Source organism: Paenibacillus sp. FSL H7-0735, from assembly GCF_038008505.1.
GTDB classification, from domain to species: Bacteria; Bacillota; Bacilli; order Paenibacillales; family Paenibacillaceae; genus Paenibacillus_AQ; species Paenibacillus_AQ odorifer.
Map to the genome: position 1 here is coordinate 3,969,522 of NZ_JBBOZH010000001.1, position 17,766 is coordinate 3,987,287.

At 43.0% G+C, this 17,766-nt stretch carries 18 protein-coding genes and 2 riboswitches; of the genes, 1 reads left to right on the forward strand and 17 read right to left on the reverse strand.

From position 1 onward, the window contains the following. Positions 1 to 27: 27 nt before the first annotated feature. The 8 genes from NSS82_RS17965 to queF all read right to left on the reverse strand — a co-directional run bounded on the left by NSS82_RS17965 (position 28) and on the right by queF (position 6,141). Positions 28 to 942: a DMT family transporter gene (locus NSS82_RS17965; protein ID WP_036687536.1), complete on the reverse strand. Its 915-nt coding sequence runs from the start codon at positions 940 to 942 to the stop codon at positions 28 to 30. 142 nt (positions 943 to 1,084) lie between these two features. Beyond that, positions 1,085 to 2,221 carry a zinc-dependent alcohol dehydrogenase gene (locus tag NSS82_RS17970; protein WP_076273253.1) on the reverse strand — a complete coding sequence of 379 codons (1,137 nt, stop codon included), beginning with the start codon at positions 2,219 to 2,221 and terminating at the stop codon, positions 1,085 to 1,087. Positions 2,222 to 2,302: 81 nt separating this feature from the next. After that, positions 2,303 to 3,121: a VanW family protein gene (locus tag NSS82_RS17975; RefSeq protein ID WP_076106772.1), complete on the reverse strand. Its 819-nt coding sequence runs from the start codon at positions 3,119 to 3,121 to the stop codon at positions 2,303 to 2,305. Next, complete coding sequence (locus NSS82_RS17980; RefSeq protein WP_036687540.1) at positions 3,122 to 3,643, reverse strand: cysteine hydrolase family protein; 522 nt, start codon at positions 3,641 to 3,643, stop codon at positions 3,122 to 3,124. Positions 3,644 to 3,778: 135 nt separating this feature from the next. Continuing rightward, positions 3,779 to 4,501: a 7-carboxy-7-deazaguanine synthase QueE gene (gene queE, locus NSS82_RS17985; RefSeq protein WP_038571434.1), complete on the reverse strand. Its 723-nt coding sequence runs from the start codon at positions 4,499 to 4,501 to the stop codon at positions 3,779 to 3,781. Beyond that, positions 4,494 to 4,976: a 6-pyruvoyl trahydropterin synthase family protein gene (locus NSS82_RS17990; RefSeq protein WP_036687544.1), complete on the reverse strand. Its 483-nt coding sequence runs from the start codon at positions 4,974 to 4,976 to the stop codon at positions 4,494 to 4,496. The genes queE and NSS82_RS17990 overlap by 8 nt, the downstream gene beginning before the upstream one ends. Further along, positions 4,976 to 5,638: a 7-cyano-7-deazaguanine synthase QueC gene (gene queC, locus NSS82_RS17995; protein ID WP_076273254.1), complete on the reverse strand. Its 663-nt coding sequence runs from the start codon at positions 5,636 to 5,638 to the stop codon at positions 4,976 to 4,978. The genes NSS82_RS17990 and queC overlap by 1 nt, the downstream gene beginning before the upstream one ends. A 29-nt stretch (positions 5,639 to 5,667) precedes the next feature. Continuing rightward, complete coding sequence (queF, locus tag NSS82_RS18000) at positions 5,668 to 6,141, reverse strand: preQ(1) synthase (protein ID WP_218641955.1); 474 nt, start codon at positions 6,139 to 6,141, stop codon at positions 5,668 to 5,670. Positions 6,142 to 6,304: 163 nt separating this feature from the next. After that, positions 6,305 to 6,348: riboswitch (PreQ1 riboswitch) on the reverse strand. A 319-nt stretch (positions 6,349 to 6,667) separates the two neighbouring features. Between queF and NSS82_RS18005 the strand changes: the two genes are divergently transcribed. Beyond that, positions 6,668 to 7,003 carry a hypothetical protein gene (locus tag NSS82_RS18005; RefSeq protein WP_036687547.1) on the forward strand — a complete coding sequence of 112 codons (336 nt, stop codon included), beginning with the start codon at positions 6,668 to 6,670 and terminating at the stop codon, positions 7,001 to 7,003. A gap of 63 nt (positions 7,004 to 7,066) precedes the next feature. On the opposite strand, the gene murB is transcribed toward NSS82_RS18005, so the two are convergent. The 9 genes from murB to NSS82_RS18050 form a co-directional block, all read right to left on the reverse strand. Beyond that, positions 7,067 to 7,978 (reverse strand): UDP-N-acetylmuramate dehydrogenase, encoded by a 912-nt coding sequence (murB, locus tag NSS82_RS18010; RefSeq protein ID WP_076273256.1) that lies wholly within the window; start codon positions 7,976 to 7,978, stop codon positions 7,067 to 7,069. A 150-nt stretch (positions 7,979 to 8,128) separates the two neighbouring features. Then, positions 8,129 to 8,929, reverse strand: a complete 801-nt coding sequence (locus NSS82_RS18015) for an ABC transporter ATP-binding protein (protein WP_036687549.1) — start codon at positions 8,927 to 8,929, stop codon at positions 8,129 to 8,131. Positions 8,930 to 8,984: 55 nt separating this feature from the next. Continuing rightward, a complete protein-coding gene (locus NSS82_RS18020; RefSeq protein WP_076273257.1) occupies positions 8,985 to 10,019 on the reverse strand; it encodes a FecCD family ABC transporter permease in 1,035 nt (344 codons plus the stop codon). After that, positions 10,019 to 11,074: a FecCD family ABC transporter permease gene (locus tag NSS82_RS18025; RefSeq protein WP_076273258.1), complete on the reverse strand. Its 1,056-nt coding sequence runs from the start codon at positions 11,072 to 11,074 to the stop codon at positions 10,019 to 10,021. The genes NSS82_RS18020 and NSS82_RS18025 overlap by 1 nt, the downstream gene beginning before the upstream one ends. A 220-nt stretch (positions 11,075 to 11,294) precedes the next feature. Next, entirely contained in the window at positions 11,295 to 12,302 is a 1,008-nt protein-coding gene (locus NSS82_RS18030) for an iron-hydroxamate ABC transporter substrate-binding protein (RefSeq protein ID WP_081384357.1), read from the reverse strand. A gap of 203 nt (positions 12,303 to 12,505) precedes the next feature. Beyond that, positions 12,506 to 14,323 carry an APC family permease gene (locus NSS82_RS18035; protein WP_036687552.1) on the reverse strand — a complete coding sequence of 606 codons (1,818 nt, stop codon included), beginning with the start codon at positions 14,321 to 14,323 and terminating at the stop codon, positions 12,506 to 12,508. Between the two features lie 124 nt (positions 14,324 to 14,447). Next, a riboswitch (cyclic di-AMP (ydaO/yuaA leader) is annotated at positions 14,448 to 14,607 on the reverse strand. Positions 14,608 to 14,801: 194 nt separating this feature from the next. Next, a complete protein-coding gene (locus tag NSS82_RS18040; protein ID WP_036687553.1) occupies positions 14,802 to 15,266 on the reverse strand; it encodes a disulfide oxidoreductase in 465 nt (154 codons plus the stop codon). Further along, positions 15,263 to 15,979: a DsbA family protein gene (locus NSS82_RS18045; protein WP_076273314.1), complete on the reverse strand. Its 717-nt coding sequence runs from the start codon at positions 15,977 to 15,979 to the stop codon at positions 15,263 to 15,265. Before NSS82_RS18045 ends, NSS82_RS18040 begins: the two co-directional genes overlap by 4 nt. Positions 15,980 to 16,176: 197 nt before the next feature. Further along, entirely contained in the window at positions 16,177 to 17,493 is a 1,317-nt protein-coding gene (locus tag NSS82_RS18050; RefSeq protein WP_036687555.1) for a hemolysin family protein, read from the reverse strand. Between the last annotated feature and the right edge of the window lie 273 nt (positions 17,494 to 17,766).

Genomic DNA, 17,766 nt, shown 5'->3' on the forward strand with positions numbered 1-17,766 from the left:
ACTACCCCTTTATGTGTAAAATATCTGTTATGAAGCATTCTGAATGGCATCAGCCATCCGGATAGTTTTCCTTCTTCCCGCGTACAAATATACTGCGAGTCCAATCATAACGAGCAGTCCACCTGCCCATTGTAAGGTTGTTAGCTGTTCACCCAAGAGTAAATACGCTAAGATACTGGCACCCACTGGTTCTCCTAAAATGTTCATTGAAACCGTAGTCGCAGATACATATTGTAGTAACCAATTAAACAAAATATGGCCAAACACCGTTGGCACCACTGCTAATAATACAAAGATTCCCCATTCCTTGGCCGGATAATTAAAAAAGGAAATCCCCATGAACAGATTGTATACGGCGAACACGCCAGCGGCTGACAAGAAGACAATCAAGCTATATAAATAAGAGGGCATGCGCACCACTAGCTTTTGACCGATCAGCATATGTATAGCTACCGCGACAGTGCCTCCGACCGATAATAGATCACCTTTAAGATTATCTGCAGAGATTCCAATATCACCCCAGCCGATAAACACGACACCTCCAATTGCAATGCCAAGCCCTAGAATAGCAGACAGAGCTGTCTTTTCCTTATACAAAAAATAAACACCCAGCATAATAAATACAGGCTCCAGTGCCATGATCATTGTTGAACTAGCTACCGAAGTATACTTTAATGATCCCATCCATAGCAAAAAATGCAGCGCAAGCATTGCGCCTGAGAGGATGAGCATTAGCCAGTCTTTTTTACGAAGAGCAAAAGCAGCTCCACTATAGGGTCTTGCAAAAGGCAGCATCAGCAGTGAGGTAAATAATAATCTGTACATGCCTTGTATAGATGCAGGTGCATCAGACCATTTAATAAAAATGGCGGAAAAAGAGATGGCCACAATCCCTATCAACATTAATAGTGGAATCGGAAGTGGCGGTTTTTTAAGTTTCACATGTTACGCGTCCTTTCAATATCTTAAGTCACTTATGTTAATTTAACGCAGACCGTAAAAAAATGCATCTATTTTCATAAGATTTCACTAAAAAAAGCACAAGCAATGTCATTTCTGACGAAAGCTCATGCTTCTTAAAAGGCTACGGCTTCAGAACAACCTTGATGCAATCTTCTTTTTTCTCACTAAAAACGTCATAGCCATGCTCCGCTTTACTAATTGGCAGGCGATGCGTAATGATATCTGTAGGATCAAATTTATTTTCTTTAATCATCTTATACAGCAACGGCATATAGTGAATCACCGGCGCTTGTCCCATCTTTAATGTGATGTTTCGTTCAAATAGCTGACCCAGCGGGAACATATTGTAATTAAGTCCATAGACCCCTACAAGCTGGATGGTTCCGAATTTACGTACGATATCCGCGGCCATTCTGAATGCACTGAGCGAGCCCCCTTGCAGCTTCAGAACCGTTTCCACTTTCTCCAAGGCAGATATTTTGGCATCTAGACCCACACAGTCAATAACTACATCTGCGCCCCCATGAGTGATCTCCTTCAAATGAGCCCCAATGTCCTTGATCTCTTCGAAGTTATAAACTTCAACATTATTGGTCAGCTTCGCATGTTGCAATCGGTAGCCGATATGGTCAACAGCAATGACTCTAGAGGCTCCTTTGATCCAGGCAAACTTTTGAGTTAGCAGTCCCACGGGCCCGCAGCCGAGAACAATGACCGTATCTCCCGGCTTCACTCCCCCGCTTTCTACTCCCCACCAAGCAGTAGGCACAATATCAGATAAGAAAAGAATTTTCTCATCTTCCATTTCTGCATCCTCCGGAACTACAAAAGGCCCAAAATTACCATAAGGTACCCGCAGCAATTCAGCTTGTCCGCCAGCAAAACCGCCATAAGTATCGGAATAACCAAGATAACCGCCTGTGTCCTTGGCGTCATTAGCATTGTCGCATTGGCTCTCCATCTCATGCTGGCAGAAAAAACACTGCCCACAGGCGACATTAAAGGGGACGATGACTCGGTCACCTTTTTTGACTCTAGTTACGTCAGGTCCCACTTCCTCAACAATCCCCATCGGCTCATGACCAATAACATAATCATCATGCATACCTGGAATTTCTCCGTTATAAATGTGCAGATCCGAGCCACAAATCGCCGTAGTGGTAATCCGAACAAGAATGTCATCTTTTTTCTCAAGCTTCGGATCAGCTACTTCTTTAACTTCCACTTTTTTCTTCCCTTGGTAGGTTAGTGCTTTCATGCTGTTAATCCGCTCCTTTGGAGATGGTCTAGAGATATAACGTTCATACCTTTCTATGTTATATCCCTAAGCCCTAACCTCTTATCCATGAAGAAGCGGAGAATACATCATCAGTGCGTAATTATCAGTTACAGCTTCATCTCCAATTAGATCTCCAGATCGGGTATATACTTTTCGACTGATCTTATTACTGCGTATATATCCGCCCCAAGGCTCTAGACTAATCCTATGATCACTTTCGTATACTTCATAATCATAAAGCGCCTGCTCATTGCATCTCCATTCCCCGTGTAAATGGCTATCGTCCAGCCAGAGCTTTAGTTGATACGTTTGAGCGGTGTTATTTTTCAATTGAAGATCCAAATAGTTATAAGAACAGGTCGCCCCGCTTCCAAAAGGTTGTGTACGTTGTTCATCTGGAAATACATCATAGCTGTGACGATGCCGTTCAATAACGGTAAGTGGTGTGTGCAGTGCCATCCAATAGATCAGATTAGACAACTGGCATAAGCCTCCTCCAACCCCGGAATGAAAACCACCATAATGCAGCACCATACCCTCCAGATACCCTTTTCGTTTAGTGGGCTTACCAATACTTCTCCAGTAGGAAAAAGTCTCCCCCGGCTGCACAACAAGTCCATCCAGCTTCGCAATTGCCAGCCGTAAGTTAGTAATTTTATTGTATTGAAGCACCATATCTACATTCCGAAGACTTCTTAATAACGGGGTAGCATGAGTCATAGCTGCATAAGATAATGTTTCATCCGTACGCTGCTTCGCTATTTTGCTTCGTCCAGTGTACCATTTCAAATATCTTTTCCAAATAAAATATCGTTTGCCAGCAAACAATCTAAGGCGAGAACGCTGAATAGGCTTCATGGCAGCCTGGGGTGTATTCATCTAGAACTGAACCTCGCTTTCAGCTCGTAACTGGGCGAATCTACCTCCAATTATCGCATTATGATGCTTAACGATCTCCCTACTACTCAGAACCCCATTATCAAAGGTGCTATGAGCATCTGAAACCAGTACACTTTTATATCCCATGCTGTATGCGCGTCTTATTGTCGTATCCAGACAGAATTCACTTTGCATCCCACAGATCACCAGATTCGTGATCCCGAGCTTTTGGAGTTCATCTTGCAATTCCGTTCGGTGAAAAGCATCCCAAGTAGGCTTCTCAACGATAACTTCGCCTTCCTGCGGTGTGATGCGGTGACTGATCTGCCAAGTGGGTGTACCTTTTGTGTACTCCTCATCTTCGGTATGTTGAATATACACAATAGGAGTACCTGCTAATCGAGCTTTTTGCTGAAGGGAGACAATCCTGTCCATCACACCCTCTTCATCGTACAGCTTTAGTTCATAGGAGAACATGGCTTCTTGAACATCGATAATTAATAATGCTGTTGATTGTTCCAAATGAATAACCTCCAAGAGCTTTTTTCAAAATCATACCAGAAACTGGGACAGACTATCTACCTACTAGAAGTTACAAATGTTAAAAATAAAAACCGAGCATCTGTAAGCAGATACCCGGACGATTTCATCAATCTTTTATTTGCCACGCTTATTATGCCAGATCAATGCATGCAGCTGTGGAAGTACACGAACCTTGTTCATATCCGAATCCACGATTACTTTATTAAACAACCACTCCAGCCTTCCCAGAAGTCGAGCAGAAATGTTGCCCTCTTCCGTGACATCATCATTACCAGGCTGCAGAAAGAGCTGCACATTCGGATATCGCTGGTGAACGTTTTTCGCATAATCAAAATCATTATCATCAAACACTACGACCTTCAAGCTATGCGTAGAACGACCCAGTTTCTCCATCTTACTCATGATGTTATCTAACATTTCCCAATTCGTTGTCATTCCTGAGCTTGGGGGTTTAGGGCTGATTGTCAGCACATCCACGTCATTGAACCAATCCTGCCATTTACTCCCCTGAGTTTCTATCGCTGCTTTTATTCCACGCTCATGAAGCAGACTGATGAAGGTACCCATTCCTTCACCAATCAAGGCAGGATTACCGCCTGAAATCGTAACACAGTCGAAATTATCTCCAGCTAACGCCAATAATTCATTTATGATTTCTTCTGCTTCCATCATGCGAACCTTATTCTTAGCCGTACCATCCCAAGTAAAAGCGGAGTCACACCAGCCGCAGCGATAATCGCAGCCATAGGTGCGGACAAACATCGTCTTCACTCCAATTACCGCACCTTCGCCTTGAATAGTTGGACCGAACATTTCAATTACAGGAATCTTACTCACAGTCACAGCCTCCATACAAACGGTAGGATGGCCCTTCATCCGGAACATCTTCAGCCAGCACCTCTGCCCAAGAGGTTGGAGTCTCCCATAGCTTTACCGAGTATAAAGGCAACCCTGCTTGCTTAAGCTTGTAGGCAATATATGAAGACATATTCTCCACTGTGGTGCGGAAAGACAATAAGGCTACTTTGGAGCCCGTATTCGTTAACGTCTCTAACACAGGTTCATTTCCCATAGCAAGAAAAGCGTGATCTAAACGATCTACAAGGCTTTGTTGTACTGTCATTTTGATATCGCTAAAATCAATGACGAAGCCTTCATCCGAGTGGCCTTCCGCGGCCATAGGTTTGCCCTTAAGCACTACTTCGAGCTTATAAGTATGTCCGTGCAGATTGCTGCATTTCCCTTTGTGTCCCACTAACTGGTGTGCCGCATCGAACGTAAATATTTTGCAGACTGAAACCTCGTTAAGCATTAAGAACCGGCCTCCATTCTCTCCGCCTCATATTGCTCAAGACCACGCTGACGCAATAGACAGGCTGGACAAGTACCGCAGCCACTGCCAATAATACCGTTGTAACAGGTCAGTGTGTGTTCGCGAACATAATCAAAATACCCCAGTTGATCGGCCATTTCCCACGTTTCTTTTTTATCCAGCCACATTAGGGGAGTGTGGATCGCAAACTCATAGTCCATAGATAAGTTCAGCGTAACATTCAATGATTTCACAAAAACATCACGGCAGTCCGGATAACCGCTAAAGTCCGTTTGGCAAACCCCAGTGACGATATGGGAGTACCCCAGTTGTTTAGCTAATATTGCGGCAAAAGATAAAAACAACAAATTCCGTCCATCGACGAAAGTACTTGGAAGCTCATCCCCTTCACCAGCCACGATATCTATATCCTGACGGGTAAGTGCATTGGGTGCCAGCTGATTAAGCAGCCCCAGATCAAGAATATGCTGTTTTACATTAAACTTAGCTGCTATCTCTGTTGCAACTTCGATTTCAGCCGCATGACGTTGATTATAGTTGAAGGTAACTACCTGCACTTCCTCATACTGCTGCAATGCCCAAACCAGGCAAGTGGTGCTATCTTGTCCGCCGCTGAATACGACGAGTGCTTTTTTGTTCATATGAATCTCTCCTTATCACAAGTTGGAATTTAGCGGTTGTCCACTTTTTCTGGATAGAGGTCGTGATTGATTAAGCGGTGTTCCGCCATCGCCTCATACTTCATACCCGGTCTTCCATAGTTGCAATAAGGATCAATTGAAATGCCTCCGCGCGGAGTGAACTTGCCCCATACCTCAATGTAACGCGGATCCATCAGTGAGATCAGATCATTCATAATAATGTTGACACAGTCCTCATGAAAGTCACCATGGTTGCGGAAGCTAAACAGATACAGCTTTAATGATTTGGATTCCACCATTTTTTGTTCAGGAATATACGAAATATACAGCGTGGCAAAATCCGGCTGACCCGTTACAGGACACAAGCTAGTGAACTCAGGGCAGTTGAATTTAACAAAATAATCACGTCCGGGATGTTTGTTATCAAACACCTCCAGAATGTCTGGATCATAACCAAACTTGTACTGTGTTCCCTGATTACCAAGCAAAGTAACTTCTTGCATTTCCTCTTTCAATCTTCCTTCTGACACGACAAAAAACCCCTCTCTTTTCCTTCGGCCTTGGCCGGTAATGGAAAGAAGAACGAGATTTCGAAAACTTGGCTCCACTAAGAAGAAACGGAAGCAACGTCCGGATAAAGGACAGCAACCGCTTGTACTGTTTAATATATTCTTAGTTTTTTATAGAGGGAGTTCGCGAACCTCTCCTGCACAACTTTAGTGCAGACTTCTTCTTAAAGCATAAAGCATATTGCGTCTTGAACTATACCATGGGTAGCCCGCTCCTGACAAGTTCTACTCTTTACTGTTACCTTATACAGATCAGCAAATAACTCCAGATTAACGTGGATAGACCTGCGTATGTAGAGATTAGGAAGCTCAAAACCAATGCCAATTTGATTGTGGATTTCTTTTTAATGACATGAATTATTCATATGGTTAATTAAGATGCGGCAAAAAAAAGGATTCAAATCCTAAGAAAAGGGTAACTTATTCATAATAATCTTCGAGCTAAGGGTGGGAGCATTTTATGGAACAAAGTATACAGCAGCTTATGGATTGGCTTAACAATCATTTGAATGAAACAATCGCAATTGAAAAGAAAGAACTTCGTGATTTGGATAAAGTTCATTTCAATTTAGAGTCCGTAGATTTCCGGAGTGCAGACGATGTTATTGATGAATATCTTGGAAGTGCACTGATATTAAGAGGTTTCGGCAGCACACTTAACGCCGATGGTGAACTGGTATCCCTGCCACAATCCACTTATGATTTAGCTGTTGAAGGTCTTCAAATCGTAGACTTAGCCGACCGCAAGGCAGAAATAACTACGGACAGAGCTAATTACACCCTTTCAGTAGATTAAACGAACATGATTATGATAAGCAAAAAGAGCCCACAGCGATTGCGGGCTCTTTTTGCTTATCATTTATTCTTCTCCAATGATCTCCACTTCAGTTTCCAGCTCTACACCGAATTTATCCTTCACAGTCGCTCTTACATGGTGGATTAGCCCGATGTAATCACTGGCTGTTGCATTATCTGCATTCACAATAAATCCCGCATGCTTCTTGGATACCTCAGCACCGCCGATTCTTGTACCCTGTAAGCCGCTCTCTTGAATTAACTGACCTGCAAAACGGCCTGGAGGCCGCTTAAATACACTCCCACAGGATGGATACTCAAGCGGTTGCTTCGATTCACGTAAATAAGTTAGTTCATCCATTTTTGCCTTGATCGTTAAAACATCACCGGAAGTCATAGCAAATTTGGCCTCAAGTACAATGTACTCACCGCTTGCGAACACGCTTTTTCTGTATCCCCATTGCAGCTCATCTCCTTGCAGAGTTACCAACTGCCCGTTCTTATTTATAGCTAGTGCACTATGCAGGACATCTTTGATCTCACCGCCATAAGCACCTGCGTTCATATAGAGCGCTCCACCGACTGTTCCTGGAATGCCACAGGCGAACTCAAGACCCGTAAGCTCCTTACCAAGCGCATATCTGGAAACATCAATTATTTTGGCACCACATTGCGCATATAAGAGATTGTCGCGAATCCCCATTTCGGTCAGTCCTGCCGTTTGCAGAACGATACCACGTACACCTCCATCACGGATAATCACATTGGAGCCATTCCCAAGTACCGTAAGGGTTATCCCATTTTGTTCTGCATATGTAACGATCTTTTGAATTTCATCATAAGTAGCTGGTGCAGCCAAAATATCAGCCTTGCCGCCCATTTTAGTGTACACGTGATCTTTTAAATTCTCATGACTTTTCACTATTCCTGCAGTCATTAGCTGCTCTAGGTCATCTTGAATTTTGTCAATATTCATGTTTTCATGCTCCTTTAACCATGTATAAATGATGGTCCTTGATCTATTTTAAAGAGTTATTATGAAATTGTAGGCAACCACAACTGTAACAACGAACAGGCTCCCTTGTCAATGACAGGAGCCTGTTCGTTGTATGATTTTAGATGATAATTACACAGCTTTATAGGCAGCAAGCTCGTAAGGAAGACACAGTGGCACACCCGTACGTGGATCCGGAACGATATCCGCTTCAATTCCAAACACTTCCCGCAATACATCTGGTGTCATAACCTCAGTAGGTGAGCCTTCGCTAACCACAGTACCGGACTTAATCGCTACCATATGCTGCGCATAACGAGTAGCATGATTCAAATCATGCACGACCATGATAATGGTACGGCCCTCTTCCTCATTCAGCTTTTGCAAAAGTTGAAGAACTTCGAGCTGATGCGCCATATCTAGGAACGTTGTAGGCTCGTCAAGGAATAAAATATCTGTTTCTTGAGCTAACGCCATAGCGATCCATGCGCGTTGACGTTGTCCACCTGAGAGACGGTCAATAGGGCGATCATGAAAAGATTCCATGCCCGTAACAGAGATGGCGTTGGAGATGATGTTGCGATCCTCAGCGGTCATCGTGCCAAATCCCTTTTGATGAGGGAAACGACCGTAGCTGACCAGCTCAGATACCGTCAGACCGTCAGGAGCCGTTGGGTTCTGCGGTAGAATCGCTAGCTGCCTAGCAACCTCTTTAGTTGAAAAGTTATGGATCGATTTGCCGTCCAGCATTACGGTGCCACTCTTCGGCTTCATAATCCGGGCCATCGTTTTGAGGATTGTAGATTTACCGGAGCCGTTAGCACCTACTAGTGCAGTGATTTTTCCCGTAGGGATAGACAAGTTCAATCCTTTAACTATAGTAGCCTCTGCATACCCAATACTTAATTCTTCTGTATTCAAACGTTCTGACATGATCTACAACTCCCTTAAAAGTTTTATGGAGCTATGCTCCTAAGTATGAACTAATTTACGCTTTAGACTTGGCGAGTAAATATAAAAAGTAAGGTGCGCCAATAATCGCAACCACAATGCCAGTCGGAACTTCCGCAGGTTGCAACACCCATCTGCCGATGGTATCAGCGGTAATCATAAGAAGCGCCCCTGTCAAAGCACTAGCAGGTAATAACACCTGATGACGGGGTCCCACGAGCCTGCGAGCCAGGTGTGGTGCTATCAGGCCGACGAAGCCAATACCTCCGCTTACTGCGACGCAGGAGCCGGCAAGCGCTACGGCTGTTACCAGAAGGAGAATACGTTCCTTCTCCACACGCATTCCTAGACCTAATGAAGTATGGTCCCCTAGATTCAATACATTTAGAACCCGGGCTTTATAGAAGGCGAACGGTAACAGAATCACGATCCAAGGCAGCAAAGCAAGGACGAATCTCCAATCCCCACCCCATATTTTCCCGGCGATCCAAGTAGCTACAAATTGATAATTATTAGGATCAAGCCTAAGTGCCAATACAAGCTGGCAAGCATTGATTCCTGCAGCGACCGCAATCCCGATAAGGATCAGCCTTGTAGGAGACAGACCATCTGCCTTCCGGTAGGCAAGAATATAGATTAAAGCTGCAGTCAGGCCAGCCCCACCAAGCGCTAGGAGAGGCAAGACAAATACCGGAGCTGCTGTTGTAGCCGGAAAGAACGAGATAAAAATGATTACAGCAAAACCTGCACCAGCACTTATCCCCAGCGTAGCCGGTTCAGCAAGTGCATTTCGCGCGAGACTTTGTAGAATACAGCCTGACACTGCAAAGCCCGCTCCAACTAACAATGAAATTACTATGCGGGGTAATCTGAAATCAAATAAAATAAGCTTTTGCTGATGTGTTCCATCACCCAGCAGTGTATGTAATACCTCCAGTGGGGATAGACGCATAAACCCTGTATTCATACTGACTATAAACACCACGACGATCAGTATAGCAAGGAGCGATAACACCGTTATGGTGCGTGTACGGCGTTCTTTTTCATCTGGAGTAAGGGTTATTTTGGGCATTACAGCTCCCCCTTCCGCTTACTCGCTAAATAAATAAAGAAAGGTACGCCGATGATGGCAATTAAGGCTCCTAGCGGTGTCTCATACGGTGCATTTATCATTCTTGCGGCAATATCTGCAAAGATAATCAATAAGCTCCCCAGAACAGCCGAGCAAGGTATAATCCAGCGGTAGTCCACTCCAACGAAATAACGTGTAACATGTGGAATAATTAGTCCTATAAAAGCAATCGGGCCAACCGTTGAAACCGCACTTCCAGCTAAGATAACCACAACAATCATACATGCCAACTGAACTAACCTTGTCCGCTGCCCCAGACCAACCGCAACTTCTCTTCCTAAGCTGAGTAATGTAACGGATCGTGATAACATCATCGCTGCAATTAAGGCTACGGCCACCCAAGGGAATATAATCTTGATCTGAGTCCAGCTAGCTCCCCCCATCCCACCGGCTAACCAGAAGGCTATATCCTGAGATAAGTTGAAAAGAATAGCTACTCCCTGACTAATAGCAACCAATAAAGCACTAACTGCCGAACCTGCTAGTGTCAATCGCAAGGGGGTCAGGCCATTAAAAGAAAGCGAACCGATTCCGAATACGATAAAAGAGGCCACAGCGGCACCGATAAAGCAATACAACATTAGTGAAGTGAATGAGAGTGAGGGTGCAAAAGCAAATACTATTGCCAACGCTACTCCTGCTCCTGCATTCAAGCCTAACAGCCCTGAATCCGCAAGCGGGTTTCTTGTCATCCCCTGCATGATAGCCCCTGCTACTGCGAAGCAAGCACCGACTAAGGCGCCAGCAATAGCACGTGGAAATCGCAGTTCTCTGATCACCTGATGTTTTTGTAAATCTGGATTGAAATGAAATATAGCTTCCCATACTGTAGCTAACTTGATATCTGCCGCACCCACTGAGACCGAAAGTGCCAATCCGAAGGCAATAGCAGCAAGTCCAAAAATAAGAATACCAATGGCAGCTGCCGGTCGGGTATGTAGAGCTTTTTTGGGTTCATTTTTATTAAGATTTGCGAAATCTGAGGGTGAAACCATGGGTTGTCTCCTTATTCAATAGTTACAATGGTTTATATGATAACAACAATCATTCTCATTATCGCAAAAATATTTATGTTGTACAATTGCAGGAACGATTTTTCCGTACTATGGGATTGGTTTATAAAAAAATGGTGCAGATCTTTGTATCCCGAGATACTTGATCTGCACGCCCTCCCCCAACGAAATGATCAGTCTCATTCATGGTGAATTACGACTTTTATTTCACAAGACTTTTTAGCACATCGTCAATGATTTTGCTGCCAGCGTTCGCACCACTGTAAAGCCAGCTGCTTGTTGAGCTCATTTCATGCACATTTCCAGCTTTTACAGCTGGGATACCCTTCCAGATTGCACTATCTAGGATCTCCGAACCCTCAGTCTTATCACTATTTACAAGGAAAATATGATCTGCGGTCAGCTCAGAAAGCTTCTCTAGCGAGATCGGATTCCAAGTTGCTCTTGTTCCTACTGGGATCTCTGTTACTAAGTTAGGCAGCTTTACGCCAAGGTCTGTATATAATACAGCACCACTGCTGCGGGTTTCGTCTACAATATAGAAGTTTTTTTGCACCAACCATAGAATAGCCGCGGACTCTTGTCCAATAGCTCCTGCAAGCTGTTCTTTCGCAGCCGCTGCTTTAACATCATAATCTTTAATGGCTTTTTCTGCTTCAGAGGTTTTGTTCAAAATCTCACCAATCTTGAGCAAAGATTTGCGCCAATCTTGATTTAGTTCATCCCCAATTACATAAGTGGGTGCAATCTTATTCAACTGATCGTAAATCCCGTTCTGAACAGAAGACTCCGATGGGATGATAATAAGATCCGGAGCAAAGCTGGTTACAGCCTCTAACGGAAGATCGTAACTAATTGTAGGAACATCCTTCAATTCAGTGGTCAGATAATCCTGAACGCCATTTGTAACTGACCATTGAGCTACTGGAGTTACACCCAGAGTTACCAATGAGTCTTCCAAATATGAACCCAGGACGCGCTGTGGATTAGCCGGAATCGTTACTTCATGGCCCATTGCATCTGTTAATGTCTTAGGAGCAGCAGGTGCCTCTGTAGATTCTGCTGTAGGAGCTGTTGTAGGCGCTGTTCCTGCATTTGATGAGCTTTCAGCATTATTATTACCACAAGCGGAAAGTAATAGCGTCATCACTATTAGTCCGCTCATTGTCACTTTCATGCTTCCTGATCTTTTTCTGTTAAGCCAAAACATTAAAAACCCTCCTATATGTAACTGCTTTGATATTCAAAGGTGACCTTTACCTCTGCTTCACTTTTAAATGATATTGATTCTCATTCTCTGTGTCAACATATAAATTTCAAATTCTGTGGATTTGCAACAATTTCCTTCATATAAAATACAAAAGAGGTTATATTCCGAACGTTCCGGATATAACCTCATCTTTAATCTTCTACTTATTTATTTAAATGATAAGGGACAGTCGCTACTACAACGTCCTTTTGATTCATTAGATACGAGCGGATTAAAAAGCTGGTCTGATTATGAAGCACGGCTTGCCACCAATGTTTGGTAATAAACTGTGGAATCAGAATCGTGATGTGATCCGTCGCAGCTGTCTTCCACTCAACCGTATCGATAAACTTCACTAACGGACGAATGATACTACGATATCTGGAGCGAAGTACAATCAGGCGTACGCCTGGATTCCATTCCTCCCACCGTTGCTCCATCTTATGAATGTCTTCTTCATCAAAGCCTACATACACAGCAACAACATTATCTGTTAGAGACTTCGCATAGCTGATGGAATGTAATACGGCACGTGTAACCCCTGCAACAGGAACAACTACAGTACTTCCTTTAATTATAGGTTTATCAGTAGCCGGACATATACGCAGTTGATCCGCAGTGTTCAAATAGTGCTTATGAATACGGTGGAACACGAACATTACAGCAGGTAAGAAAATGAATGCCATCCATACGCTCGAGAATTTAGTAATGATAAATATAAGCGTAATCGTCAATGTAGTCAGCATACCGATGGTATTTACAACAAATCTTTTCACCCATCCAGCAGGTCTTGTTTTGATCCAATGCACCATCATCCCCAGTTGGGATAAGGTAAAAGGAATGAACACGCCTACCGCATAAAGTGGAATCAAACCTTCCGTATTCCCATGGAATGCAGCCACAAGTATGATAGACATAACTCCTAGAAAAATAATGCCGTTTGAGAAGCCCAGGCGGTCACCACGGACCATAAATGCGTGTGGCAGATATTTATCTTTTGCAAACATAAAGGCAAGCAGCGGAAACGCTGAATATGCTGTATTAGCTGCCAAGAACAAAATCACTGCTGTAATCCCTTGAATGAAAAAGTACAATCCGCCACGGCCAAAGGTCGATTCAGCGATCTGAGAGACAACCGTAGCCTTTTCATCTGGCACAATACCATACCAATACGCCAGCACAGTGATTCCGGTAAACATAAAGCCAAGGATAAGTCCCATGATCATTAGCGTCTTGGCTGCATTCTTCTCAGCCGGTGCTTTAAAGTTTGGGATCGCATTAGATACGGCCTCAACCCCCGTTAGGGCTGAACAACCAGAGCTAAACGCTTTTAATAGTAGAAACAAACTTACATTAGATACGGCGCTGCCTATTTCAGGAACATTCGCATGCGCGCCACCCATTGCATATTTAACGATACCGGAGATAATCAGAACAACAATCGAAACCACAAACAAATACACTGGAATTGCGATGAACGAAGCCGATTCAGTCACTCCGCGAAGATTAATGATTGTTAATAGAACGATAACAGATACAGCGATGAGAACAGTATGATTATGAAGACTTGGAAAAGCCGATGTGATCGCATCCGTCCCTGCCGAGGCACTAACCGCTACGGTAAGAATGTAATCCACCAATAATGAACCCCCAGCGAGCAGCCCTGTCGGAATACCAAGATTGCTCTTGGCTACGATATAAGCTCCGCCTCCTTGCGGATAAGCAAAAATCGTCTGCCGATAGGATAAAATCAGGATGGCCAGCAGGCCCAATACGGCTAATGCAATTGGCAGGGAATACCAGATGGCAGTAAACCCGGCAGCCACCAGTACAATCAGTATTTGTTCCGTTCCGTAGGCTACAGACGAGAGCGCATCAGAAGACAGGACAGCCAGTGCTTTAACCTTGGATAACTTTTCATGATCGAGTTCATTCGACTTCATCGGACGTCCGATCAATAGTCGTTTTACCTTGCTTACCATGGTGGATACAGTTCCTTTCTTTGGGAGCTGAAACGGAATTTCCGTGCGCTGTTTTCATCGGTGGATTTCATAAATGCAGACACAAAAATAAGCATACGGAAATGATCCGCATGCTTATGCATGGTCATTTTCCCACCTTGCTTACGAGGTTAGCTGGCGGATTCGGGCTGTGGTTATAGCCCTACGGTACAGGTCTGTTCGACCCGGTTCCGATTCACCCCATTGGCATGAATGCCAAGTTTGGTTCCCCCGTTTTTCCTAAGAAAATTCAGCGCATATTCAACTTCTCACAAGGTCTAATATTAGTCTACAAAGTGCCTACAGTAAAGCGTTGAAAAAAATGAAAAAAGAATGAAAAAACATCCAATAAGCTCAAATATAGCGTCTTATTGGATGCTCTCTTTCATTATCTTCAATTATCCCTCTAGCCCGTGATTTTAATACCTTTTCAGCTTTTTTGTAACTTCCAAAGCGAAAACTAAAATCCTAAGCTCTCCTCTGCATCTACTTCAATCATTTCTTCTTCCTTACGTCCATACCAAAGAAGGAGACTAATTAGAGCAAAAGCGATTAAAGCTAACAAAGGAATCGTAATAAATCCGAAGTAGTTCAAGTAATCTTTATTACAAGGAACACCAATTGTACAAGGTAGAACTTTACTTAACGCTGGAATCTTCTGTTCCGCATAATGATAGATTGAGATACTGCCACCAATCAAACTTAATGGAAGCACATAAGGAATGATGCGCTTATCTCCACGGAAAGTGGCAATTCCCAACAAAAATAACTGCGGATACATAAAAATCCGCTGAAACCAGCAAAGCTTACAAGGTTCATATTTCAAGACTTCACTTAAATACAAGCTACCAGCTACAGCAACCAAAGAGACAAACCAGGCCAGATAGAGGCAGTTACGCTTGCAAAAAGATAGGAATTTTGTCACTTTGCCTCCACTGCTTTTGCGGCGGTGTTAATTTCAGATGTAATCGCTTCAATATCGAAAGGTTCAGCCGTTTTCACTCCATTAATGTAGAGCGAAGGCGTATTTGTCACGCCTGCGTCAGTTGCCAACTGAATGTCTTTCTTCAGCTCATCTGCATAAGTTTTCTCTTGGATGTCTTTACGCAAAAGATCGTAATCGATCGCTAATTTCTCTTTTTCAGCAAGGCTTATCAAGAAATCCTCAGTGGCCCATTCGTCGCTCTCATCCCCTTGCTGCGCATATACAGCATCATAGAACTTCCAGAATTCATCCTTATTCTGATGGTATACAGACAATGCAGCTAGTGAAGCTGTCTCAGAGTCAGGACCAACGAAAGCCATATTTACAAAGTAAAGAGCTGCTTTTCCCTCGTTGACAAAATCTTGAACAATTTTCGGTTTCATGGAGCCAGCAAACTGGGAACAAGCTGGACATTTGAAATCGCCAAATTCAACAAGCTTAACAGGTGCATCCTCATTACCAATCCTAGGTAGCTCACTGTAATTGAATTCTACCGGTTCTCCTGTAGAGACATTCTTTGCTGCATCTTTCGAAGCTAACATAAACAATCCAACAAAAATGATAACTACTACAGCTATTGAACTAATAACTAAAATTCTCGTTTTCTGCTTCTGTTGCTCCTGTTCTACCCGTCGTTTCTCTTGTTTGCTCAACTGGGGAACATTTGGACTTTTTTTAGGTTTACTCAAGGAGAATTCCTTTCTGTCCTCTAGGGACTAATGTAGTTTTTATCATATACATTTAAAATTATATAATTATTAATCTCTTTTTGGCAAACAGTATAGTCAAAAAAAACAGCGTGACTCCAAAAGGAGAAACGCTGCTCTTATTTTAAAAATATATAATTCCATCAAGCTCCAGCTTCTTCATTCAATAACTGTAACCGCAATAGCTTAATTCGAGAAATTCGCTTATTCTCAGTCTCTTCTACAATAAATAGATGATCATCAAATTCTACGGATTGCCCTTTTTGAGGTGGATTAACCTCCAATTTAGAATACAGCCAGCCGCCTATCGTATCGTAATCCTCAGTCTCCATATGAAGACCCAAAAGATCATTAATCTCTTCAATAAGCATCAAACCGTCAATGGAGTGTTCATCCTCGCCAAGCTTCTCAACACCGGGACGTTCCTCATCAAATTCATCCTGAATTTCTCCAACAATTTCCTCCATGATATCTTCCAATGTCACCATTCCTGAAGTTCCACCATATTCATCGATCAATATGGCGATTTGTGTCTTCGCACGCTGCATAACTTTCAGCAAAGCGCTAATCTGAATGGATTCCGGCACGGTTAATATTGGACGAATTAATTTCTGATAACTTTGCGGGCGATCCTTAATTAAGTCCTTTATATGGATGAAGCCTAAAATATGATCCTTATCACCATCACAGACGGGATAACGTGTCCTCATGCCATCATAGGCAATCTCAAGGTTCTCCTCAGCAGAAACATGATTATTCAGACAGATCATCTCTGTCCGCGGAATCATGATCTCCCGAGCCATGGTATCCACAAATTCAAAAATATTGTCAACCAACGCCATTTCAGTATTATCGATAAATCCGCTTTTGTTACTTTCCTGCATGATAATACGAATTTCTTCTTCCGTATGCGCCGTTCCCAGCTCTGAAGCCGGGGCTAATCGGAAAATTTGCAGTAAACCACGCGCCAGCCCATTAACGATCCATATCACTGGATACATGATTTTGTAAAATACATTCATCGGTCCTGCTGTTAGTAAAAGGACAGATTCAGCCTTGTTAACAGCAATGGTCTTAGGTGCAAGCTCACCTAATACGATATGCAAGATAGTAATGAACATAAGAGCAATAACCAAAGATACAACATTAACAGCAGTTTCTCCTAAACCTATGCTTCCTAATAAAGGCCCTATAAGATTAGCTATAGCTGGTTGACCCAGCCACCCTAATGCCAGAGAAGCCAATGTAATGCCGAGCTGACAGGCTGAGAGATAGCCATCCAGGTTGCTGACAATGCTTTTTGCATTAAAAGCTTTTTTACTACCTTCTTCAATCAGGGTATCAATTCTACCACTTCGTACTTTCACCATTGCATATTCGACTGAAACAAAAAATCCATTTAACAATACCAACAAAATAATAAGACCAACATGTAATATACCGGGTAAAGGGTCGCTCAATTTATACTCCTATCCACCATTTTCCGTACATGGATGGATAGGCCCACCTCCTTCGTTTTTTCAGAGTATTGGCAAAATGCTCGCCGTTTGTTCCTTTCAGTATCAATTTCCCAATGGTTTCATCTCCAGTCTAGAATCACGTTTTTGAATATATACTTTATTATATTAATATATTGGGGCAAACCGCAAGCATGCGTGTCCTTTCGAAAAAAAATGGGCAGTGATTATCAAGATTATTCCATAAATTAATCACAAATAAAAAGAACTCCTAAC